This window comes from Ligilactobacillus agilis (assembly GCF_025311475.1).
In the GTDB taxonomy this organism is placed as follows: Bacteria; Bacillota; Bacilli; order Lactobacillales; family Lactobacillaceae; genus Ligilactobacillus; species Ligilactobacillus agilis.
Map to the genome: position 1 here is coordinate 2090694 of NZ_CP104397.1, position 22439 is coordinate 2113132.

The following is a 22439-nucleotide window of genomic DNA, read 5'->3' on the forward strand; positions in this document are numbered from 1 at the left end:
TTAACTAACTAATAACGTTCGTGTTTTAAAAGAGAGAAGAAAGTTTTTTAGCAGAAGGGACGTAGTTTAACTTGAAAAAGACGAATCGTTATGTTGTTGCTACCGCTGGGGTTGTGTTACACCTAATGATTGGCTCGGTTTATGCTTGGAGTGTCTATAGCAACCCCATCGTAGCCGAAACTGGCTGGTCAGAATCAGCGGTCTCATTTGCCTTTAGTATTGCCATCCTCTTTTTAGGGATGTCAGCTGCCTTTATGGGACGCTTAGTTGAGAAATTAGGCCCCCGTGTAACTGGAACCATTTCCGCTATCTGTTACGGAACAGGTACTATCTTAACTGGACTTGCGATCCACTCCCACCAATTATGGTTACTCTACCTTGCTTACGGAGTAATCGGTGGGCTTGGCTTGGGATCTGGATACGTAACTCCCGTTTCAACCATTATTAAGTGGTTCCCAGACAAGCGCGGTTTGGCAACTGGTTTAGCCATCATGGGCTTTGGTTTTGCTGCCATGCTTACTAGTCCAATTGCCCAAAGATTAATCGCTGGCGTTGGTATTTCCAACACCTTCTATATCCTCGGGTTAGTCTACTTTACTGTCATGATTATTTCGGCACAATTTATCAAGAAGCCCCAAGCAGGGGAATTACCTGCCGCTGCAGTGGCTAAAACCAACGCTACTAGTTTGACTGGCGGCCAACAACTAACAGCTAACCAAGCACTTAAGACTAAGTCATTTTACTTCTTATGGTTCATGTTCTTCATCAACATCACTTGCGGTATCGGATTGGTATCAGCAGCTTCACCAATGGCCCAATCCATGACTGCCATGACCGCCGGGGCTGCCGCTGTCATGGTCGGAGTTATCGGGCTCTTCAACGGGTTTGGACGCCTAATTTGGGCTACCCTTTCCGATTTTATCGGCCGGCCGCTAACTTTTAGCTTAATTTTCTTGGTGGATATCATGATGTTAGCAGCTATGCTCTTCTTCCACGTTCCATTCGTCTTTGTCGTGGCACTCTGCCTCCTTCTTTCTTGCTACGGGGCTGGTTTCTCAGTTATTCCAGCTTACCTAAGCGATGTTTTTGGGACTAAGGAACTCGGAGCTATCCACGGTTACATCCTTACAGCTTGGGGCGTAGCCGGGATGGTGGGTCCAGTCTTACTTTCCTTTACCCATGAATTACTAGGGACATACACGGTAACCTTGATTACCTTCATCTTGATTGATTTAATTGCCTTTATCATCTCCTTTGTCATCCAAAAGGATTTCGTTAAAGTAAGTCAAGGTGCCACTGAAAAATAATTATCAATTCGGACTTAACTGTTAGCGCAGTTAAGTCTTTTTTATAATCAACGAGGACCTCTCCCCTGTTATGACAACTGATATTTTAGCCGGTCATTTTTACGATGCCAACTACAAAAGGAGTAAATAATTCCCCTTTTTCGGTGTATAATTAACCCTAAGAATTAATAAAGGAAGGGTACTTATGCCACAAAAAAGAATTCTCCCCTACGTTATCCTCGGCATTCTTGAAAAAGGCGATGCTACTGGTAAACAGATTACAGATGAGTTCAAATACGAAATTGGGGAATTTTGGAAATCATCCCACAGTCAGATTTATCCCGAACTAAAGCACATGCTAACGGACGGCTGGATTGACAGTTACCAAAAGGAAGATAATGATAAGGAAATTTACTATCGGCCCACTAATTTAGGTAAGGAAATCATAGCCGACTGGTTAGCTACCCCCGTTGCCAAACTACCAGTCTCAAAGGACCTCTTTTCTTTGAAGGTGTTCTTTATTAAGCGCGCGGACGATCCCCGGCTCAAAACCTTGATTGCTAACCAAAAAAAGCTTGTCAGCCAAAACCTAGCCCACTTGAAGAAGCGGGAGGCTGAGCTGTTTGATACCGCGGAGAAAATCAACCATAACTACGGCCACTATCTAATCTTACAACGAGCCATCTCGCGCCAAGAAAACCAGCTGGCCTGGTTAGACCAACTAACAGTTTGCTAAGCAAGCAGGTTGGGAGTTTTGAAAGAAAACGCTTGCAATTTAATTAAAATTATGTTATAAAATAAGTGTAAGGAGTCCAAGGATTCCCGCAATTAGGTGTCGTAACTGTAGTCACTCGGTTAATGTATAGTCGATTAGAGGTTGTCCGTAACAACTAGCTACAGTGTAACAAGACGTAGCATCTGGTGAACTAACGTTAAGTGTAGTGGCATAGAAGCTTCGCTAATTGTAGAACCTAGGATAATAAGCATAAAGGATGTGGGACCAATTACAACTCCTTATTATAAGTTGAATACCCTTTGCCCTTAGGTGAACGCTGTGGAGTCGACACTGGAACCTCCAAGTAGATATGTATGAATGAGATGGGCAAAGGGTTTTTTTGTGCCCAAAAAAGGCCTCCCAACAGTGCTTGGAAGACCTAGCTAATTTACTTAGCGCGCTTATATTCGACCACTAAGGCCTGATCGTTACCGGCGTTGCCAAATTGTTGTAATTCGTTATCCTTAAGGTTAGTCCAGTCCACAAAATCAGCCTCTGCTTCCCAGACATTAATCATCAAGAATTCAAAGTTCTTCTTTTCGGACTGCAAGATAACCGTTTCGTTTAACCCAAATGGGCGGCCATCCTTGCGGACCCATTTATCCATGATTGCCCGAAAGACCTTTTGTTCATCTTCATCTAAGGTTAGGTAGCGAAATTCAAAGAAGCCATCCCAATCTTTGTCAAACTCCACTTGCCGTACGACTTGGTAGGATAAGCCCCCACTAAAGATGGTTTCTTTTCCAGAATAGTCAAACAACATGTAGCGTTCCTTATCCGTTACCGCTTGAAATAATAGCAACTTACGGTCTGGATGCGCTTGAATAAGCTTTTTTAAAGCTTCTTTAGGGCCAAAGGTAAAATGAATTTCTCTTGGTGCCATAATATCACCTTCTAATTATAGTATCCGTTTCCAACTTCATTATAACACAATTTTTAAATATAACCTAAAAACCCCTGCTCGGTCCAACTTTGAACCAAGCAAGGGGTAAAATTTTATTCAGAAGCGCCCGTGACGCTATCAATACCTTCATCTAAGCGGGGACCGAGGTCTTCACTAGAACTCTCATCTACTGATGCACTGGTAGTGCTATCAACCGCTGGGGCTTGGTTTTCGTTTCCGGAGGCACCAGACACTACGTCTGGAGCAGCTTCGTCTTTGACAAGCTTTTGCCCCGTTTGTTTTAGGTAGGACTCAACGATTGGCCACAGATCTAGGACCCACTCGTTAACTCCCCGGTAATTACCTTCACTATCACGCATAGCCTTATAGTAGTGCATAATGTGGCGTTCGTTTAGTTTGTTTCCTGGAACAGGCATTTCAACTAAATCATTTCCATTACGTAAGGAGGAGATAACGTGTTTAACCCCCTTGATTGCCCGGGGTGGGTGGACAGCATCCATAGGGTCCCCTACTTGCTTAGGATCCCTTGGCGCTAACATCTCCTTACCAGGAAGAGTATGGTTGTAGTAGATGAATTGGTTATTATCATCTGCGTAGGTTAATTCCATCGGCATGGTATTTAAGAACCAGTTAAGCTGGTCGACCGTTAACACCCCGCGGTCTAACTTAACGTAGTCCTTACCGCTAGCAGCCTTGGTTTTGGCAGCCGCCTGTTCCACCCAATCGTCTGCACGCATATCAACGCCTTTAATCGTGGTATCCGTTCCCTTGGAAGCAGACAAGTCCTCATCTTGCCAACTGGTTTGCTTATTCTTTTCGCTTAAGACCTCTAAGACTTGAACCCATTCACAGAATTTGGCTAGTACTGACCCTAAGAAGTCAACAGTCCCTTGGTCCTTCAAATCACCTTGGGCGTCAAAGGCCTCCTTAACGTTGCCTAATAAGAATTCATTTCCTGGCATCACTAAGGCGTTAACCCCTGGTGAGTCAAGGATTTGGCGTAAACTTAGCTGCGCCCTTGAAGAACCTTGGCTGAAATAGGATGCTCCCACGATTAACACCGGCTTATCTTGGAAAGGGTGCACCTTAAATGACAACCATTCCAAGACGTTTTTCATCGCAGCTGTGGTGGTGTGGTTATGTTCTGGCGTCGCCAAAATTACCCCATCAGCTGCCTTAATCTTCTTAACCAAGTTTTGAATCACTGGGGTTTCAGTTTGATCATCGCTTTCGTTGAAAATTGGCACATCTTTAATGTCTAAAATTTCGATTTCAGCTAGTTCTTGATAGTGTTTAGCAATATAGGCTAACAACATTTTGTTATATGATTGTTCTGCGATCGAACCTACAATTCCGACAAATTTCATTTACTTAGCCCCCTCTTCGTCTTCCCAAGTGTAGTTAGCTGCTAATTGCTTATTGGCAGCTAAACTAGCATTTAGGTGTTTAGAAATTTCTACAAAGGTTTCAAAATCCGTAAATAATTGTTCCAACCGCTCTACCTTTTCAGAATCAGTCAGATTGCCTGCTTCATCAAAGGCTTGGAGGGAGTGATCCACTAAAAATTCTGAGCTTGGCATAATTCGAGCCTGCATTTCTGGTGAATCTAAAATTTGTCTAAGGTGGGCTTGGGCTCTAGAAGCACCTAAAGTGCCATAAGAAGCCCCTACAATCATTACCGGTTTACCAACAAAAGGATGGGTACCTCCATAAGACATCCATTCTAAGGCGTTCATCAACACCGCGGGAACAGAGTGGTCATACTCAGGGGTGGCGATAATCACTCCGTCAGCCTCATCCACTAGCTTATCCATTTCTTCCACCCGGGGTGGTAATACCCGCCCAGGGACCTTGTAGAAAACGGGTAAGTCTGCGATTGACATCAGTTCAATCTCTGCTTGACCGGCAAAGTGACTTTGGATATATTCCATTAACTTTTTATTCGTTGACCGTGGCGAATTAGTGCCGGCAATTCCAATATACTTGTTCATTTAGTCACAATCCTTTCTGTTTCTCAGTTACTTGCTCGTTTTTATCTTATCATTAATGACTTGCTAAATAAATAAAGAAATCGCTTTAATAGGCACAAAAAGTCGCACAATGCCTCAGTTGGCATCATGCGACTCCGTGTATAATTATTTTATATACCTAACATCCTATTATTTTCACTAATCACCAGTGCTTAAGTCCGAACTATTATTAATTTTTAAAATCACTACCTAATCCTAGCCAGTGACTTAACCAAATTGGCATAATGAAATTACGCACAAGGGGCTTATTTTTCCCTAAATTCCCCTTCGATTACCGTTTCGTCATCATGATTTGCGGCTGGTCGTTCTGGCATGATAATGGCTGCGATAAAGTACATAAAAATCCCTGGAATCACCGAGCCGGGGAAGATAATCAGGAAAATTCCTGCTAACCTTACCCAGGTTTTATCCCAATCGAAATATTCTGCAATGCCACCAAAAACCCCTGAAACAACCTTGTCTTGTGATTTATATAACTTCTTTTTCATTTTGCTAATCCTTTCTAGCGAATATTAAGATCGCCGTCCGTTGTTGTTACCTTTAAAATGTTACCACTGTTTGCCCCTTGCGTTAAGTGGCTACCGCTTTGGTTAAAGAGGTGGTTATCCCCATCGGTTGTGGTTGTCTCATAACCATCTGCTTTAGCCCCGGTAATTGAAATGTCACCGTCGGCTAAGTTGAATTGATAGCCGGCCGTTACCTCTAAGCTTGCACCGTTGACGTCACTATCCTGCCCCTTATAGCTACCCCCAGCTACCTTGAGGCGGTTAAAACTTACGTCCCCATCATGATTTTCGATCTGCACGTTATTTAGGCTAGTGTCAACCAAACTTAAATCACCGTCAAAGATTTCCATCTTCGTCCCGTTGTTAAATGCCACCCGGTTAAGGTATAGGTCACCATCTAACAACTTAACCTTACTACTATTTGCCACTTGGGTGTTAGTCAAATGAAGATCTCCATCTAAGACATCTAGTGCTAAGCTATTTAGCTTTAAATCGCTAAGTGTAACGTCGCTATTACCACTGGTAGTTAGGCTGATTTGGTCTAAGTCCTTAGGCACCGTGACCGTAACCGTATTGGTAAAGGAAGTGTGCCGGTCAGACTTAATCGTCACCCCATCAAAGATAAAGCCCGTCCGTAAATGAGCTTTTTGCTTAATAACTAAGGTCTTGCCCTCGACACTAATCTTAGGCGCTAAACTTTTGCGGCCCTTGTAATCAACGTGATAACCGTTCCCCTGAATAATTTTAACCCCTACGTTATCAGTGTTGACCTTGACGTTTTCAAATTCACTAACCGTTTGCTTTTTTAAAGTCATTTCTTTTTTGACAATTCGCGGTGTCCAACCAACGTATTCGACTGATTGTACGCCGCCCCCCATAATTGACAAAATTAAGAGGACAATGCCAACAACAGTTATTAAAACCCCTGCCTTTAACATTTTCTTCATTTGACTTGAACCCCTTTCTTCTTAGCGAACTTTCCGTATAAGAAACGGGCTAGGTTCGCAATCCCCTGGATAATTTGACTGAAGAACCAAAAAACGATTGGGAAGATGATACCAAGTAACCCCAAACTAAGTAAGGCTACGGCAATATAGAATAATCCCACCATCAAACTAGTGAATAAAAGCCTAATCCCCGTGTACAGTGCTACTGCAAAGGTGAGGATAAAGGCGGCTAAAAAACCAAAGGCTAAAGCCCCGACCGTGATAACCACCGCCAAAAAGATTGCCAAGATTACCCCTAAAATAGCAATCGTAATTGGTGAGGTGATTAAAACTAAGAGGATCAACCAAATCATTCTTAAGTTGGAGTGGGTCTTAGCCACTTGTCCCTCTGCTTGCCCACCAGTTTCATCATCAAAGTCTTTAATCGAATAGTCGGCTAAAATTTTCCGGGCCAGTTGTCTTGGCGTCCCCAATTTGCCTTCAATTTCCGCCCGACTCTTTAAGCCTGCTTCATCCACGTATTCGGAATAAAACTCAATTACATCTGTCCGTTCTTCCGCCGTCAAAGCAGTTAAAAAGCCTTCTAGCTCAACAAAGTAATGTGCCTTATCCACTGATTTCCTCCTCCTTTTTTCCAAAGAAAATTTCGTCTAAACTCCCTTTATAATCAACCCACATTTTGCGCACACGGTTTAAGTGTTCCCGACCAGCATCGGTAATTTGATAATAACGACGGTTCCTACCTTGATAAGGTTTATCATAGGTTGTTAAAAATTCATTTTTCTTCAACCGCCGTAATACTGGATACATGGTCGATTCTGAAATTGAAATAGCCTGCTGCATATCCTGGGTTAGCGAGTAACCATAATAATCTTTGCAATCCAGTAAGGCTAATACCAAACCATCCAACAGGTCAGCTGTGATTTGAATCTTCACCGGCTTTTTCCTCCTTTTTTCTTTCTTCAACAATATTATATGACGTATAATATTAATAATCAAGTAATATTGTGTAAATTCATAAAAATTATTTCTGACCATAAAAAAAGAGCCCCTTTAAGAGCCCTACTTAACTTATTCGTGAATTTCTAGCGGCTGCCCATCCGGGTCAAAGAAAAAAGCCATCTTCTTACCATTGTAGTCATCATAGCGCAAGGGCTCGTGCTTAATCTTTAAGCGGTCAAACTCGGCCAAACAAGCCGCGACGTCGCTCACCTTAAAGGCCAGGTGTCTTAGCCCCTGGTTTTCTGGTTGGGGCAGTTGTGGGCGTTTAGGTGCTGTTGGTTTAACAAATAGCTCGAGCACTAAGTCACCTTGACCCACATTTAAAATAATATCGCCCCGCTCTGGTCGGTCGTGTTGACTTAAAAGCTCAAAGCCTAATTTATCTATATAAAATTCCTTAGCCGCGTAATAATCACTGACGATTAAAGCGATATGGTCAGTCTTAGTTAGTTTCATCTGCGTTCACTTCCCTTGTTTCCATCCGGTAACCATTCTCATCAATCACTCCGTAAACCTTCTTGGTGGGTTCATTGGCTAAATAACCGTAATCAATTTCGCCATAGCCTTTGTCTTCATCCGTTACCTTAATATCCTTTAACATCCCGTTTTCAAAGTGGCGGACAATCGCAACTTGATTTTTAACCTGCTCCGTTTTGGCCACCGCCTTAGCTAAGGTGTAGCCTTCATCTAAGAAAGCCCGGATGGTGGCGGCCCGATAGCAAGTTCCAATGCTAAACTTGCGGGTGCTGCCCTCTTCTCCAGCTAGGGATTTGATATAACCCTTTGATTCCCAGTAACGTAACTGCCGGGTCGAAACGCCAATCATCTGACTCAAGTCACCAATCCCTACCCGAAAATCCTTATTAACATGTAATTTAAACATCGTCATTCGTCATGCTTCCCCCTTTTTCAAGCATCAAAAAATTACTTAACACACAATTTATTGTAACTTTTTTGACTATCTTGTCAACTTACTTGACAAATTGTAAGCATAGGAGTATAGTTTTCAAAGTTGACAAAATATAAGCAAAAAATGAAAAAATTAAAGAAAGAAGGGATCTGCTTGCAAAGCGAAAAACAAGCACTAGATATTAATGGCAAGCCTTATAACCGGGGTTTGCTGGTCTTAGTTTTAATGATTGGTTCTTTTTGTACCGTCTTAAACGGGACGATTTTAGCTACCGCCTTACCAGCCATCATGAAAACATTCGATATTAATACCTCGACTGTCCAATGGTTAACCACTGGTTTCATGTTAATCAATGGGGTTATGATCCCTGTTAGTGCCTGGATGATTAATAAATTTAGCACCCGGGTCATGTATATTGGGGCCATGACTACCTTCCTTTTAGGAACTGTCTTAGCCTATATTTCCACTAACTTCGGCATGCTCCTTGCTGGTCGGATTATCCAAGGGCTAGGTGTCGGGGTCACAATGCCCCTCTTACAAACCATCATGCTCTCCATCTTCCCACCAGAAAAGCGGGGAGCTGCCATGGGGACGGTTGGTTTAGTTATCGGCCTAGCGCCTGCAATTGGGCCAACCCTCTCTGGTTGGGTGGTTGATAATTACACTTGGCGGGACTTATTTGGAATGATTATTCCAATTGTCTGCTTCGTCTTGATTCTGTCATTCTTCTTGATGAGAAATGTTATTCCTAACCAAGATCAAAAGTTGGACTTTATTTCCGCAGTTACTTCTACCATTGGGTTTGGTAGTTTACTTTATGGTTTCTCAAACGCCGGTAACGACGGTTGGACGGACAAGTTTGTCCTCTTAGAATTAGTCATCGGCTTGATCTTCGTTGCCCTCTTTATTAGACGGCAGCTCCACATGGAAGAACCCTTCCTGGATGTCCGCGTCTTTAAGTACGGTGAATTTACCCTCGCCGCCCTTTTAAGTGGGGTAGCTAACCTAGCCATGTTTGGGATTGAAATGCTTTTGCCCCTCTACATTCAAAATGTCCGGGGGGAATCGGCCTTCCACTCTGGTTTAATGCTCTTGCCAGGGGCGATTGCAATGGGGGTTATGTCTCCAATCACCGGACGTATCTTCGACCGTTTTGGGGCACGTTACATGGCGATTACCGGGATGACGCTTTTAACCTTGGGCACAATTCCCTTCCTCTTCATCACCGAGAATACTTCCGTTGCCTATATCGTCATTTTCTACGCAGTCCGGATGTTTGGGATTGCCATGACCATGATGCCGGTAACTACTTCCGGGATGAATGCTTTGCCATTTAACTCCATTTCTCACGGAACTGCGGTTAACAACACCTTCCGCCAAGTTATGAGTTCAATTGGGACCGCCATTTTAACCTCAGTTTTGACTAACGTTACTACTAACTCCTTACCCGCAAAGTCAATGCTCAAGCAAACCCCACTTAAGTACCGGTCGGAAGCGATTGATGCCGTCTTAGCCGGTTATCACTCCGCTTTCTTTGTGGCTGCTTGCTTTGCCTTGGTAGCCTTAATCCTCACTTTCTTCTTAAAGAAAGGTAACAATGCACGCCAAGTTAACTTAAATAAGAAGGGGGCAACTAAATAATGATTATCTTAATTTTAATTGCTTTTGCAGTCTTATTTTTCATGTTTAATGTCCTGCCTATAACGAAAGGTAACCACCTGTGGTCGCTTCTGTTTTTGGCCGGCTTTATCCTGAGCGGCGCTGCGATTATTGCTAATGACGTCAATCATTTTGGGATGCAGGTTCAAAGTCAAACTAAAACCTATCATTTGGCATCCGATTCCGACAAAATGGGCGTCCTACTATATAAGGCCCTTGGCAATGGTCAAGAAAAGATTTACGTCTATAAAACTAGTGCTAAACAGGCCAAACCTAAGCCAACTAAAACTAGTGATTTTTCCGCTAAGGTTACTCGCACTAAGGAGGATTCCTACCTTAAAGTAACTACGAAGCGCTACGTTTACACTAACAAGTGGTCTAAGTTACTCTTTGGTGTCTTTGGCAACAACCGCGAAGTTAAACACCGCTACTACCACTTCTACGTCAATAAAGATTGGTACGTTTTAAGCACTGACCAAGCCGCCCGTTTAAGCAAGTTACTCAAAACTAAGCAAACTGAAATGAAGACTAAGATTGCAAGCCTAGTTAAAGCCAAGGTTACCCAAGAGATTATGGCTAACCCGAGCTTGGCAGCTGATTCAAGTAAGCAACAAACTCTAACCGAGGCTGCTACGAAGGCCGCTACTAAACAGGTCTTGGATCAATATGTTGCCCAGGTAAAATAAAAAAAGCGCAGCCTTTTTAAATCGGTTTCAAAATAGTAACAGATTCTTCACATTTAGCTGTTATATTAAGACTTGTAAGCTAGTCAAACAGGAAATGAGTGTGATATTATGACAAATACTAGCGCAACCGATATTGTCCCCGCCCAAATCATCGGGCTAGGAACAAATTCAATAACTCTTAGAACAGAAAATAACGAGATTGTTAAGGTTAAACAACCAGCCACCGCTAAAAAAGATAAGGTCTTTATGCAAACCATGAAAGACATTCTTAAGAGTGGTTTATGGATTCCAGTTAATAAAAAGCTCAACCAATTGCTTCATTACGATTGGTTCGACGCTCCAATTGAAAGTTACAGTTTCTAAAGCATAGTTAAAGAGGCGTACACGAACAACTATTAGTTGCTTGTGTACGCCTCTTTTAGGCACTTAGAAGTTTTCCTTTTCCAAACGGTTATTGTTTTTTTCCAAAGTTTGCGCGATTTCCTTTAGGCGCGTAACATCTTCGACATACTCTTCCTTGGTCATATCCATATTATAGAAGCAAGATTGGACCGTTTGCTTAACTGGCTGTTCATTTTCTAACGCCTTAGCTGTCAAGGAAATGTAGACCCGGCGACCGTCTTCGTTGGTCTTTTCCCTTTTAACCCAGTCATCTTTTTCCATCCGCTTCAACAAGGGAGTCAAAGTCCCTGTATCTAGACCTAAGCGCTTGCCTAGTTCTTTAATCATTAGCGGCTTTTTTTCTTCCCATAAAACCAAGAGGGTAATATATTGTGAATAGGTCAGCTTAAATTTACGCAAAGCCTCTGAATAAAACTTATTATAGTTCTTTTGGGCTGAATAAATCGCAAAACATAATTCATCTTCTAATCTTTCAGGGGTATGTTCAATCATTAATTTACCTACTTTCTTCATTAAACTGGTTCAATTACAACGTACCGTTTAGGTTCACTACCTTTTGAATAAGTTTGCACCCGTTGATCTTGGGCCAGGGCCGCGTGGATAATCTTGCGCTCATAGGCAGGCATGGGGTCAAGGGTCATGACACTCCTTGCCAACACTGCTTCTCGGGCCACATTTTGTGCCAAATGCGTTAGGGTTTCTTGCCGTTGCTTCCGGTAGTCACTTACATCTAACATGACCCGCACATGTTGATGAACTTGCTTATCCAAATAATCCTGGGCCAACAGTTGTAACGCATTTAGCGTTCGCCCCCGCTTACCAATCAATAGTCCTTCTTGATTGGTTTCAAACTTATAATAGGCTGTATGCCGGCTAGGAGTTAGGTCGATAGTGGCCTTAATCCCCATTTTCTGAGTGACAGCAGCTAAGTAGTCACCTACCGCCAGTAACGCCTTTTCAAGTTCTGCCTGCCGTTTTTCACGCTTGGCTTCGTCGCTTTCAGTAACTGGGGCTGTCTTTACAGGTTCACTTACAGGCGCTTTCTTTGCAACTGGAACTTTTTTAGCGCTAACTTCCACCAAGGCTAATTTCTTACCTAAACCTAAAAAGCCTTTCTTTGCTTGTCTCAACACAGTTATGTCAGCCTGCTCCTCCGTTAAAGCCAAGGTAGTTAAGCCTAAGGTAATTGCTTGCTGCACTGTTTTTCCTTCAAATTTCGTCATCTTCGCCTCCCTACCGGTTATCGTTTTCAATCCCCTTAATTATAGCACAGGAAATTAATCGCCGACAATATTGTTAGCTTTTTCACCCTCGGCTTTCAAGCTTATCTTTTTGGTTTCCAAGCCTTTACTGATATAATGTAAGTGAATAAATTTTGATAAAGTGAGGTTTTGCAAATGAGTCTCGTTGATACTTACGAATTAAGCAATGGGGTTAAGATTCCTGTGGTTGGCTTTGGAACTTGGCAAACTCCTAGTGGGGCCGTCGCTAATTTTGCCACCAAAGCAGCCCTAACCTCGGGTTACCGCCACATTGATACGGCCGAAATGTATGGTAACGAAGCTAGCATCGGCCAAGCAATTAAGGAAGCTGGTATTAGCCGTAAATCATTGTTCATCACTAGCAAGTTAAACAACCATGCCCATAGTTATGACAAGGCTAGTGCAGCCATTGAACAGTCGCTTAAGGATCTACAAACTGACTACCTTGATTTATTCTTAATCCACTGGCCTAACCCTAAGCCAAGTCGGGATGAAAACTGGCAAGCCCACCTCCAAGATACTTGGCGGGCCTTAGAAGATGCCTATAAGGCCGGCAAGTTACGGGCGATTGGGGTTTCTAATTTCAAACCCCACCACTTTGAAATTCTCGCCCAAACTCAAACGGTCGCACCGATGGTCAACCAAATCCGGATTTGTCCTGGCGATCACGACGAAGAAACCATCAAGTATTGCCGTGACCACAATATTTTACTAGAAGCTTATAGTCCCCTAGGAACCGGTAAGATTTTCAGCGAACCCACCATGCAAAAGATTGCCCAAGAGCTAAACCGCTCCGTAGCTCAAGTTTGCATCCGCTGGTCACTTCAACACGGCTTCTTGCCCCTACCTAAGTCAGTTCATGAAGACCGGATTGAAGATAATACCCACGTCTTCGACTTTGAACTAAGTCAAGCTCAAATGGACGAAATTGACGCTTTAGATGGGGTTGTTGGTTACGCCACTGACCCTGACACCGCTTCGTTCTAAGTTTACTCATTATTAATTGCGCTGAAGTTGACGGTCGTTATCCCCGTCAGACCTCAGCGCTTTTTATTAAGAAATATTCCCCGTAAACACTTGAATGCGTTACAATAGTCTTAAATTAAGGAAGGTGATTTTTGTGACACAATATCCTGTTAATACTGCCCAAATCAAAGATGATCTTTACCTAGCCGTTAACGGTGCTTGGCTAAAGACAGCCAAGATTCCGGCTGATAAGCCCGCAACCGGTGGGTTCTTTGACTTGGCTGATAACATCGAAAAAACGCTGATGGCCGACTTCGAGGATTTTCTCAATGGTAAAACCCATACTGATGACCCCTACCTCAGAGAGTTCCTCAAGTATTACCGCCTCGCCTCTGACTTCGACCAACGTGAAAAGCTTGGATTTAAGCCGGCTAAACCATTTTTAAAACGAATTGAAGACTTAAAGAACCTAGCAGATTGGGAAGAAAAGCTCCCTAGCTTGACCTTAGCCGGTTACCCCAGTCCGTTTCCACTAAGTGTCGAAGCCGATATGAAAAATACCAAGGCCTACGCGCTTTATGCCGACGTCGCTAGTTTAATCTTGCCGGATAAGACTTATTACACCAAAGATAATCCGCAGGCCCCTGCACTCTTGGCTATTTTCCAAAAGATGATGACCAAACTCTTCCAACTAGCCGGTTACAACGATGACTTTGCTAGCCAAACGATTGCGCAGGCCTTAGAGTTTGATAGAAGCCTCGCCCCTCACCAAAAGGATAGCACCGAGCGGGCAGATTACACCAAGCAGTACAACCCTTACTCTTTGGCTGACTTTGCTTCTTTCTCTAGCCACCTTGACCTGGCCGCCTATGCTAAAACCTTGGTTAAGACTGATGACTTAGATAAGGTAATTGTCACCGAACCAAACTACTACCAAGCCCTCGATGAAATCTTAAATGAGGACACCTTCCCGCAATTTAAGAGCTGGCTATTAGTCAGAAGCTTACGGGCCGTAGCTCATTATTTGACCAACGAAGCGCGAATTGTAGCAGGCCAATACCAACGGGCACTTTCTGGTTCAAAGGAAGCCATGAAGGCCCAAAAAGCCGCTTACTACCTGGCCGCTGACCAGTTTGATCAAGTCGTTGGACTCTACTATGCCCACAAGTACTTCGGACCTGAAGCTAAGGCAGACGTTCACCGCATGGTTGAACAAATGATTAGCGTCTATCAAAAACGCCTCAAGGCAAATACTTGGCTTAGTCAAGCCACTAAAGATAAGGCTGTCCTCAAATTGAGTACCCTGGGTATCAATGTTGGTTATCCAGATGAACTCCACTACCTCTACAAAAAGTTTGTGGTCGATGAAAACCAAGACTTACTTACAAATGACTTAAACTTCACCAAGATTACATTAAGTGACCACTACGGCCGCTTAAAAAAGGAAGTTGACCGGACCAGGTGGGCAATGCCAGCTCATATGGTTAACGCCTACTACAATCCGTCCTTTAACGTGATTGTCTTTCCGGCCGCCATTTTGCAAGCCCCATTTTATTCACTTAAGCAAAAGGCCAGTGAAAACTTTGGGGGGATTGGAGCGGTCATTGCTCACGAAATTTCACATGCCTTCGATAACAACGGAGCAAAATTCGATGAATTTGGTAACCTTAAAAACTGGTGGACTGACTCTGACCTAAAGGCCTTTGAAGACTTAGCCCAGGCCATGATTAGCCAGTTTGACGGCCTAGAAACAGAGGCGGGTAAAGTCAACGGTAGGTTAGTCGTATCCGAAAACATCGCTGACGCCGGTGGTCTTAGCTGTGCCTTAGAAGCAGCTAAGGAAGACCCTCAGGCCGATATCAGCGCCTTCTTCATTAACTGGGCCCGGATTTGGGGAGTCAAGGCTTCGCTAGAACGTCAAAAACTACTACTAGCAATTGACGTACACGCTCCCCACGTTTTGCGGGCCAACATGCAACCTAAAAACTTAGCTGACTTCTACACCACCTTCAACATCCAACCAGGAGATAAGATGTGGCTCGCCCCCGCCGACCGCGTTAACATTTGGTAATTAAAAAAGCATTGCTCACTACTTTCGTTGTAGTAAGCAATGCTTTTTTTAACCTAGGTTTTGGACCACCTGTGCTAAGGGCCCGATATCCTTAACAGTGGTTGTACAACAGCCACCTATCAAGCGTGCACCAGCTTGATACCAGCCTGAAGCAGCCTTAGCCAAGGTCAAGTCCCCAGTAGGATTGGTCCAAGTTTTGGTGTGGGGATCATACTTAGCCCCCGAATTAGGATAGATTACTAGCGGTAGGTCAGTGGCTGGCTGCATCACCTCTAAGGCCGCTTGGGCTTGTTCAAGCGGAATACAGTTAGCCCCCACCGCCACCACGTTTGGATAGGCACTCACTTTTTTCACAGCTTCTACTAAGCTTGTTCCCTCGCTAATGGTTGCCGGGTCTTTAAGACTGAAGGTAACGTAAGCTATTTGTTCAGGTGCCCGTACCTTGAGCCACTCCAACAGCGCACACACTTCGCTTAACTTAGGTTGGGTTTCGATTCCAATTACATCAACTCCAGCTTTAATCACTGCCTCTAAGCGGGGCTGGTGAAAGTCTTGGTAGGCTTCTAGGCTAAGTTCATAGTCGCCCCGATACTCACTACCATCTGCTAGATAAGCACCATAAGGGCCAATGCCGGCAATAACATAGTTATGCCGGCCCGTCTGTGCTTCAAAATCATCCCGGGCTTTGCGAGCTAACTTAACCGCCTTGGCAATAATTTCCCGGGAAATAGTTTCATCGTAGCCCTTCTTCATAAAGGCTTGAACATTAGCTTGGTATGTATCCGTAATAGTTGCCCGCGCTCCCGCCTTAAAGTAGTCATAATGAACCCGGTAAACCTTTTGGGGATCCGTAATCAGCGCTTTAGCCGTCCACAAATCAGTGTTAGTATCAAAGCCCTGTAGCTCTAAGGCCGTCCCCATCGCCCCATCTAAGGTTAGCGGTCCCTTTGTAATTTCTGTTTTAAAATCCATGACCAATCCCCCCAAACATGTTATTATTAATTTATTATTTTTCTCATAATATACTAATTTAAATTCCAATGCAAGAAAGGATGATTGCATGTCACAGCAAAATGAACACCTAGCTAGAAAGATGGAAGCCCGCCACATTCGGATGATTTCTTTAGGAGGGGTAATTGGCACCGGCCTCTTTCTCAGCTCGGGCTACACCATTCATGAAGCCGGTCCCCTAGGGACAATTCTTGCCTACCTAGTCGGGGCAATCCTAGTTTATGCAGTCATGCTTTGCTTAGGCGAATTATCTGTTGCCATGCCTTATACCGGTGCCTTCCACGTCTACGCTAAACAATTTATTGGGCCGGCCACCGGCTTTACCGTTGCCGTCTTATATTGGTTAACCTGGACGATTGCGCTTGGTTCGGAATTTACAGCCGCTGGCCTAATTATGCAGACCTGGTTTCCCCACTCCCCAGTTTGGCTGTGGAGCTTGCTTTTTATTATCCTCATTTTCCTAGTTAACGCTTTTTCCGTCCGCCTCTTTGCCGAAAGTGAATTTTGGTTTGCGGCCATTAAGGTATTTGCCATCGTTGGTTTTATTCTTCTAGGCGGGTTGGCCGTTTTGGGCATTCTCCCCATTAAGGGCTATTCTCACGCACCACTTTTTACCAACATCTTCAAAGACGGGCTCTTTCCCAATGGCATTGGTGGCGTCTTTACTACCATGTTAACCGTTAACTTTGCCTTTTCCGGTACCGAATTAATCGGTATTACTGCCGGTGAAGCTAAAAATCCTGATAAAACTATCCCTAAGGCCATCCATACCACCCTATGGCGCCTGGTTATCTTCTTTATCGGAAGTATTGTCATCATGTCTTGCTTGATTCCCTACCAACAGGCTGGTGTCACCCAAAGCCCCTTTGTGCACATTTTTAAGTTAATGGGGATTCCATTTGCGGCCGACCTGATGAACTTCGTTGTCCTTACCGCCATCGTGTCTGCAGCCAACTCCGGCCTGTACGCTTCTACTAGAATGTTATGGTCACTTGGAAACGAAGGAACTTTGCCTAAGTACTTTGCTAAAACGACTCGCGCTGGCTCCCCCTTAGTCGCCCTGTGTTTTAGCATGCTCGGAGGTATTTTGGCCCTCTTATCCAGCGTATTTGCCGCCGACTCCGTCTACCTCATCTTAGTTTCGATTTCAGGTTTAGCGGTCGTCTTAGTCTGGATGGCGATTGCCCTAGCCGAAATTAATTTCCGTAAGCAGTTCTTAGCTAAGGGGCACTCACTAGCTGAACTGAAATTTAAGACCCCTTACTTTCCTATTTTGCCTTACTTTGCCTTTGGGGCTAGCTTATTATCCTGCCTCTTGATTTACTTCGACAAAAATCAACGCCTAGCCCTCTACTGTACCGTCCCCTTCGTTTTGCTTTGTTATTTAGGCTATTACCTCTGCAAGCCTAAGTCACGTTGAGTTGCTAAGCGGTTTCTTTTAAGAGATAATAGGTTTATAAGGAAGTGATGCTCATGAGAAAACTTGGCCAATTAATCCTATTGCTTTTCTCCTGCTGCCTATTTTTAGGTTGGAATAATGTTAAGGCCGCCGACTTTAGTATCGATAGTTACCATGTTAACATTGATATTTTAGCGGATGGATCTGCCAACGTTAACCGCACCCTGACATACGATTTCGATGGTGAAGCCCACGGCTTACTCTACCAACAAGCGGTTAGAGACCAAGCTCAAAGCCTCACTGATTCCAAGGTTTTTATTAATAATCAACCCGTAACTCTAAATGCCAGCCAGGCTAATAATACCTACACCCTAACTAGGGAAGGAAACCTCTATAAGTTCAAAGTCTACCATCCAGTAGATGGCGACCAACTAAAAATCACTTATAAATACCATTTAAACCAGGTGGTCAAAAACTACGCGGATACGGCTGAACTCAACTGGAAAATCATTGGCAGTAATTGGGACCAGGATTTAGCGAACGTAAAAATTACTATTAACTTACCAAAAAGAAATGTTAAGTCTCTGCAAGCCTGGAGTCACGGCGACCTATCCGGCTACACTAAGGTCGATAAGCAACGGGGACAAGTAACACTTTCCCTAGCCTCTAACCCTGCCAATAGCTTTGTCGAAGCCCACCTGCTCTTTGATCCTAAGGTGACTTTCGCTAACACTTACCGCAGTTCAGAGCGGGTTAAGGCCAAAATTCAAGCTCAAGAGGCAGCCTTAGCCAAAAAAGCTAACGCAGCCCGCAAAAAACAGCGGCTCATGCACCAAATCGGCGCCCTCTTCTTACTGATAGTGGGCTTTGGTCTCAATGTCTTTGCCGTCTTAAGACTTAGCCGCCGGCCTAAAAATACCCTGTTTCCTGCCAGCTTGAAGTCAGCCCCCCATAACTTTGAAATTCCAGACCTACCCGTAGCAACTGCGCAGGCCCTCTGCTTTTTTACCCAGCCAAATAGTCACGCCTTTAGTGCCCACCTGTTGGAATTAGAAGCTCAGGGCCAAATCGCGATTGAACCTTTGGACGTTAAAAAAGGGCTACTTAAAGACCAACCTAACTACTTAATTACGTTGGTCAATGCTCGGCTAATGCACGCGCCAGAAGAAAAGCTCCTCCAATACCTCTTTAAACTTAATTCTAAACCGGCCTTTAGCCTCAAAGACTTACAGAACCTAAGCTCAAAGAAAAAAAAGCGCCTCGCAAAACTCTTTGAGGCCTGGAGTAAGCAAGCTTTTGAACAAGCCGACATTAAAAAATATCAAGGTTTTGCCCACCCTGCTGTTAGTCTAAGTTCGGCCTGGGTCGCAACTAACCTCTGCTTTTTTATCGCCATGATGTTTGCTAACCACTGGGAATTACTGAGTTTACTTGGGCTAGTCAGCCTTGGTTTAGCTGGGCTTGATTTTTATTGCTATAAGAATCATTCACCTTATCTCAAAGAAGATGTTGCTAAAATCAACCAAGTGCGCGGCTTTTATACCATGCTTGACGATATTGGTCGCTTTGACCTCCGCGAATTGGGGGAACGAATCCTTTGGAGTGAGATTATGCCTTACGCCGTTGCTTTTAAACTGGCTCCCAAGGTGGCTAAGGCCCTCTACGCTAACTTTAGCGAAGCAGAATTAGCCACCGTCCTTGGTAGCTATTATCCCCTGTTTTACCACCAATCATTTGCCTTTGCTACCTCCTTTAACAATAGCTTTGCCGCTGCCATCGTTACTTACTCCTCCAGTAGCACTGGTTCTTCCGGGGGTTTTTCTGGCGGTTCTTCCGGCGGTTTCGGTGGCTCTTCTGGTGGTGGCGCCTTCTAACTAAAAAATGTGGCTAACAAGCTGTTTGCTTGCTAGCCACATTTTTATTCTGAAGAAATAACCGCTCGCGGTAGGTAGACTAAAGCCTGGTAGGCAGACCGCTGGGTCCGTTTGTTAGTTGAAATGTATTGCACATAAATCTGATACAAAACATTATTTCTATGAAAGGCCAAATACTCAATCTTGCCACTAAGGTAAGCCCGTTCAAACAGGTCCGTAAAGGCCTGCTTATCGGCTGGCTCAATCGAAAGATTTTTATCATCCCCATCGTAACCAATTAACTTCAAAAAGTACCTAAAGCCCGTATTTTCAGTTAGAAAATACATCCGTGACTTATCTTCTACCTCGATAATTGCTGTCGGGGTCGCTTTGAAAAAGTTCCGCAAGCGCATATTGGCCATTAAATTAGGACTAATATTGGCTACATTCCGCCTACAAATTTCATCGTAATAATCTAAGTCGGCAGGCGTTTCTAAGTTATCTAACTGACCAATATAGTCAGTCAGCGCTTGAGGCTTGCCGGTATAGTAACCCTGAATAAAATCACAGCCACTTTCTGCTAAGAACTTATACTGTTCCTTGCTGGAGACCCCTTCGGCTACAACCTGCATGTTCATGCTCTTAGCCAGTTCTAGCGTAGACGCTAAGATGAGCTGGGCCTTATGATTTTCTTCAAATGATTTCAAGAAACCCATATCAATCTTAATGCCATCAAAGGAGTAATCCTTTAAGACACTTAAAGAAGAATATCCACTGCCATAATCATCCATCCAGACCCGGTAACCCGCTTTTTGGAAGTTATCGAGCGTTTGGTGTAACTTAAGTGAATCATAAATCAAAGAGGATTCCGTAATTTCAATCCGGGCCATTTCTTTTGGAACTTGGTACAGCCTAAAGAGACGGTCAACCTCGGCAAAAATATCGCATAATTGAAAATCTAAACGCGACAGGTTAATTGAAAATGGTAAGCCAAATAAGCCCTTTTCCCTAGTCAAGTATTGATAATCCTGTAAGGTTCCTTCCAACATATAGAGGTCAAACTTATGAATTAACCTGACATTCTCTAGGGTCGGGATAAATTCATCTGGACTGATGGTTCCAACCTTATCGTCATGCCACCGGGCCAAAACCTCTAGGCCATAGACCTTTTTGGTCATTGTCCGAATGATTGGCTGGTAGTAACGCTTGATTTCGCCGTCCTCTAGCGCCTTGGCCAAATTATCGACGATATACTTACGCCGCAACAACTCCCGTTCAATACTTTGGTCATACAGACGGTAGATAGCATTAAACTTATACTTAATGCTGTTGCAAGCCAGTTTAGCCTTATCAAAATAGGTGCTGACCTGGCCAACTTCTTCATCGGGAGCTAGGTAGTAAATCCCCGCCTTAATTTCGATGATTTCCTTTTGGCTGTAAGTCCCAATCTCTTCGTGGAGCTTTTTAATCTTATCCTTAACCTCGGTCAGGGGCAAAGTCGAGATAACCACAAAGTGATCCGCGCTGGCCCGGCCAATAAAGTCCTGCATGAAGGCATCCTTAATAACGTCGGCCGCAAACCGCAGTAATTTATCCCCAGCCTTAAACCCGTGCTTTTCATTAATCAACTTGAAATTGTCTAAATCTAAGAAGACAAAGCTCAGACCCTTTTGGCGGTAATTTTGATCAATCAAAATTTTTTCGCCAACCTGCCGGAGGTTGTAGATATCCATTAAGTTTGTTAACTCGTCGTAATGCAGTTTAGTTTTATTCGAGCGAATCTCCTTTAGGTAGGCATTACCATTAATCATGTTCTTACCTTGTCGTTTAGCTTCATACAAGCATTTATCTGCTTCCTTAATGAAATCGCGCAAGTCGCCAGGGGTTTTGGCGGTACCGTAAACATAACCACCACTGCAAGTTATCGGTACCTTTAAGTTATCGAATTGCAGACGGCCAACCGCCGCTTGGAAGGATTGGGTTAGGCGTTCGAATTCCTCTTCTTGATAGTTAGGGTAAAGCACGACGAACTCATCGCCCCCATAACGGTAGACGTGTTCGGCTCCAAAGTAATCAACCAAACACTTAGCAAAGTTAATTAAAATTTTATCGCCAACACTATGGCCTTCCATATCATTATAAAATTTAAAGTCATCAATATCGGTAATCATGACCGCAATTTTGCCCTGCTGACAATAACTAGGAAAATCCATCCGCATTGCGTAGCGATTCTTAACGTTAGTCAGTTCATCGTTGGTCGACAACACCTGCAGGTGGGCCATTTTTTCTTGATCATTGCGGTTCATCTCCGTAATGTTTAGCATCTCTAAGTAACGAATCCAGTTGACAAATAGGATGGCAAAAGCTAATAGTCCCACGTCGATAAACCTAATACTTGCGAGAAAATCTTGGTTAAAGCCGATAAATAACAAGAAGGAAGCTACTACGTAGGTAAAAGATAATACCGGGGGAATGTAGAAGGCACAGGCACAAACAATCGTCAAGATAATATACATCTCAGCAAAAAAGCCCTGCCCATGGTAGGTAGCAGCCCCATAACAACCATACAAGAAGCTAGCTAAGGCGTAAAGAAACCACACCCAGTTAAATTTCAGCCAACACCTAACGTTCTTGCTTAGGCGGTAGTTGCTGTAAGCAAGTAAAATCACACTAGTTAAGATTAAAAAGCAGTCGACTAGGACGTTTACTACAAAGGAGTGAACACTTGCGTGATTATTAATGTTATAGATAATCCCAACAAAGCCCACCC

22 protein-coding genes are annotated in these 22439 nt (G+C 43.7%); 9 read left to right on the forward strand and 13 right to left on the reverse strand.

Annotated elements, in window-relative coordinates:
* Positions 1 to 125: 125 nt before the first annotated feature.
* Both N4597_RS10405 and N4597_RS10410 read left to right on the forward strand, forming a co-directional pair.
* Entirely contained in the window at positions 126 to 1307 is a 1182-nt protein-coding gene (locus N4597_RS10405) for an L-lactate MFS transporter (RefSeq protein ID WP_089144056.1), read from the forward strand.
* A gap of 184 nt (positions 1308 to 1491) precedes the next feature.
* The gene (locus N4597_RS10410) at positions 1492 to 2022 is read left to right on the forward strand and encodes a PadR family transcriptional regulator (RefSeq protein ID WP_056977454.1); all 531 of its coding nucleotides are present in this window, start codon (positions 1492 to 1494) and stop codon (positions 2020 to 2022) included.
* A gap of 427 nt (positions 2023 to 2449) precedes the next feature.
* On the opposite strand, the gene N4597_RS10415 is transcribed toward N4597_RS10410, so the two are convergent.
* The 9 genes from N4597_RS10415 to N4597_RS10455 all read right to left on the reverse strand — a co-directional run bounded on the left by N4597_RS10415 (position 2450) and on the right by N4597_RS10455 (position 8339).
* Entirely contained in the window at positions 2450 to 2944 is a 495-nt protein-coding gene (locus tag N4597_RS10415) for a hypothetical protein (protein WP_056977452.1), read from the reverse strand.
* A gap of 113 nt (positions 2945 to 3057) precedes the next feature.
* Complete coding sequence (locus tag N4597_RS10420; protein ID WP_094130876.1) at positions 3058 to 4332, reverse strand: NADPH-dependent oxidoreductase; 1275 nt, start codon at positions 4330 to 4332, stop codon at positions 3058 to 3060.
* Positions 4333 to 4956: an NADPH-dependent FMN reductase gene (locus N4597_RS10425; RefSeq protein WP_050611515.1), complete on the reverse strand. Its 624-nt coding sequence runs from the start codon at positions 4954 to 4956 to the stop codon at positions 4333 to 4335. It abuts the gene before it with no gap.
* 284 nt (positions 4957 to 5240) lie between these two features.
* Positions 5241 to 5483, reverse strand: coding sequence for a PspC domain-containing protein (locus tag N4597_RS10430; protein ID WP_050611514.1), 243 nt, complete (start codon positions 5481 to 5483; stop codon positions 5241 to 5243).
* Positions 5484 to 5497: 14 nt separating this feature from the next.
* On the reverse strand, positions 5498 to 6448 hold the full coding sequence (locus tag N4597_RS10435) for a DUF4097 domain-containing protein (RefSeq protein WP_260903866.1): 951 nt from the start codon (positions 6446 to 6448) through the stop codon (positions 5498 to 5500).
* A complete protein-coding gene (locus N4597_RS10440) occupies positions 6445 to 7062 on the reverse strand; it encodes a DUF1700 domain-containing protein (protein ID WP_089144029.1) in 618 nt (205 codons plus the stop codon). Before N4597_RS10440 ends, N4597_RS10435 begins: the two co-directional genes overlap by 4 nt.
* On the reverse strand, positions 7055 to 7384 hold the full coding sequence (locus N4597_RS10445; RefSeq protein ID WP_094051144.1) for a PadR family transcriptional regulator: 330 nt from the start codon (positions 7382 to 7384) through the stop codon (positions 7055 to 7057). Before N4597_RS10445 ends, N4597_RS10440 begins: the two co-directional genes overlap by 8 nt.
* A gap of 135 nt (positions 7385 to 7519) precedes the next feature.
* The gene (gloA2, locus tag N4597_RS10450; protein ID WP_050611510.1) at positions 7520 to 7906 is read right to left on the reverse strand and encodes an SMU1112c/YaeR family gloxylase I-like metalloprotein; all 387 of its coding nucleotides are present in this window, start codon (positions 7904 to 7906) and stop codon (positions 7520 to 7522) included.
* Entirely contained in the window at positions 7893 to 8339 is a 447-nt protein-coding gene (locus N4597_RS10455; protein ID WP_089144028.1) for a MerR family transcriptional regulator, read from the reverse strand. The genes gloA2 and N4597_RS10455 overlap by 14 nt, the downstream gene beginning before the upstream one ends.
* A gap of 144 nt (positions 8340 to 8483) precedes the next feature.
* Between N4597_RS10455 and N4597_RS10460 the strand changes: the two genes are divergently transcribed.
* From N4597_RS10460 to N4597_RS10470, 3 genes are all read left to right on the forward strand, one after another.
* Positions 8484 to 10001, forward strand: a complete 1518-nt coding sequence (locus N4597_RS10460; protein ID WP_089144055.1) for an MDR family MFS transporter — start codon at positions 8484 to 8486, stop codon at positions 9999 to 10001.
* A complete protein-coding gene (locus N4597_RS10465; RefSeq protein WP_260903874.1) occupies positions 10001 to 10705 on the forward strand; it encodes a DUF4811 domain-containing protein in 705 nt (234 codons plus the stop codon). The genes N4597_RS10460 and N4597_RS10465 overlap by 1 nt, the downstream gene beginning before the upstream one ends.
* Before the next feature lie 108 nt (positions 10706 to 10813).
* Positions 10814 to 11068 carry a hypothetical protein gene (locus N4597_RS10470; RefSeq protein ID WP_050611505.1) on the forward strand — a complete coding sequence of 85 codons (255 nt, stop codon included), beginning with the start codon at positions 10814 to 10816 and terminating at the stop codon, positions 11066 to 11068.
* Positions 11069 to 11131: 63 nt separating this feature from the next.
* On the opposite strand, the gene N4597_RS10475 is transcribed toward N4597_RS10470, so the two are convergent.
* Both N4597_RS10475 and jag read right to left on the reverse strand, forming a co-directional pair.
* Entirely contained in the window at positions 11132 to 11599 is a 468-nt protein-coding gene (locus N4597_RS10475; protein WP_101811631.1) for a MarR family winged helix-turn-helix transcriptional regulator, read from the reverse strand.
* Between the two features lie 20 nt (positions 11600 to 11619).
* Positions 11620 to 12330, reverse strand: a complete 711-nt coding sequence (gene jag, locus N4597_RS10480; RefSeq protein ID WP_056977433.1) for an RNA-binding cell elongation regulator Jag/EloR — start codon at positions 12328 to 12330, stop codon at positions 11620 to 11622.
* Positions 12331 to 12504: 174 nt separating this feature from the next.
* Between jag and N4597_RS10485 the strand changes: the two genes are divergently transcribed.
* Positions 12505 to 13356: an aldo/keto reductase gene (locus N4597_RS10485; protein ID WP_089144025.1), complete on the forward strand. Its 852-nt coding sequence runs from the start codon at positions 12505 to 12507 to the stop codon at positions 13354 to 13356.
* A gap of 94 nt (positions 13357 to 13450) precedes the next feature.
* A complete protein-coding gene (locus N4597_RS10490; protein WP_260903877.1) occupies positions 13451 to 15406 on the forward strand; it encodes a M13 family metallopeptidase in 1956 nt (651 codons plus the stop codon).
* A gap of 48 nt (positions 15407 to 15454) precedes the next feature.
* Here N4597_RS10490 and mmuM read toward each other — a convergent pair whose 3' ends face one another.
* Positions 15455 to 16378, reverse strand: coding sequence for a homocysteine S-methyltransferase (gene mmuM / locus N4597_RS10495; RefSeq protein ID WP_260903880.1), 924 nt, complete (start codon positions 16376 to 16378; stop codon positions 15455 to 15457).
* Between the two features lie 88 nt (positions 16379 to 16466).
* On the opposite strand from mmuM, the gene N4597_RS10500 reads away from it, so the two are divergent.
* Together N4597_RS10500 and N4597_RS10505 are read left to right on the forward strand one after the other, a co-directional pair.
* Complete coding sequence (locus tag N4597_RS10500; protein WP_056977425.1) at positions 16467 to 17837, forward strand: amino acid permease; 1371 nt, start codon at positions 16467 to 16469, stop codon at positions 17835 to 17837.
* A 53-nt stretch (positions 17838 to 17890) separates the two neighbouring features.
* Positions 17891 to 19690, forward strand: a complete 1800-nt coding sequence (locus N4597_RS10505) for a DUF2207 domain-containing protein (protein ID WP_260903882.1) — start codon at positions 17891 to 17893, stop codon at positions 19688 to 19690.
* 44 nt (positions 19691 to 19734) lie between these two features.
* Here the strand turns inward: N4597_RS10505 and N4597_RS10510 are convergent, their stop codons facing one another.
* Positions 19735 to 22437 carry a bifunctional diguanylate cyclase/phosphodiesterase gene (locus N4597_RS10510; RefSeq protein ID WP_260903883.1) on the reverse strand — a complete coding sequence of 901 codons (2703 nt, stop codon included), beginning with the start codon at positions 22435 to 22437 and terminating at the stop codon, positions 19735 to 19737.
* Positions 22438 to 22439: the final 2 nt, after the last annotated feature.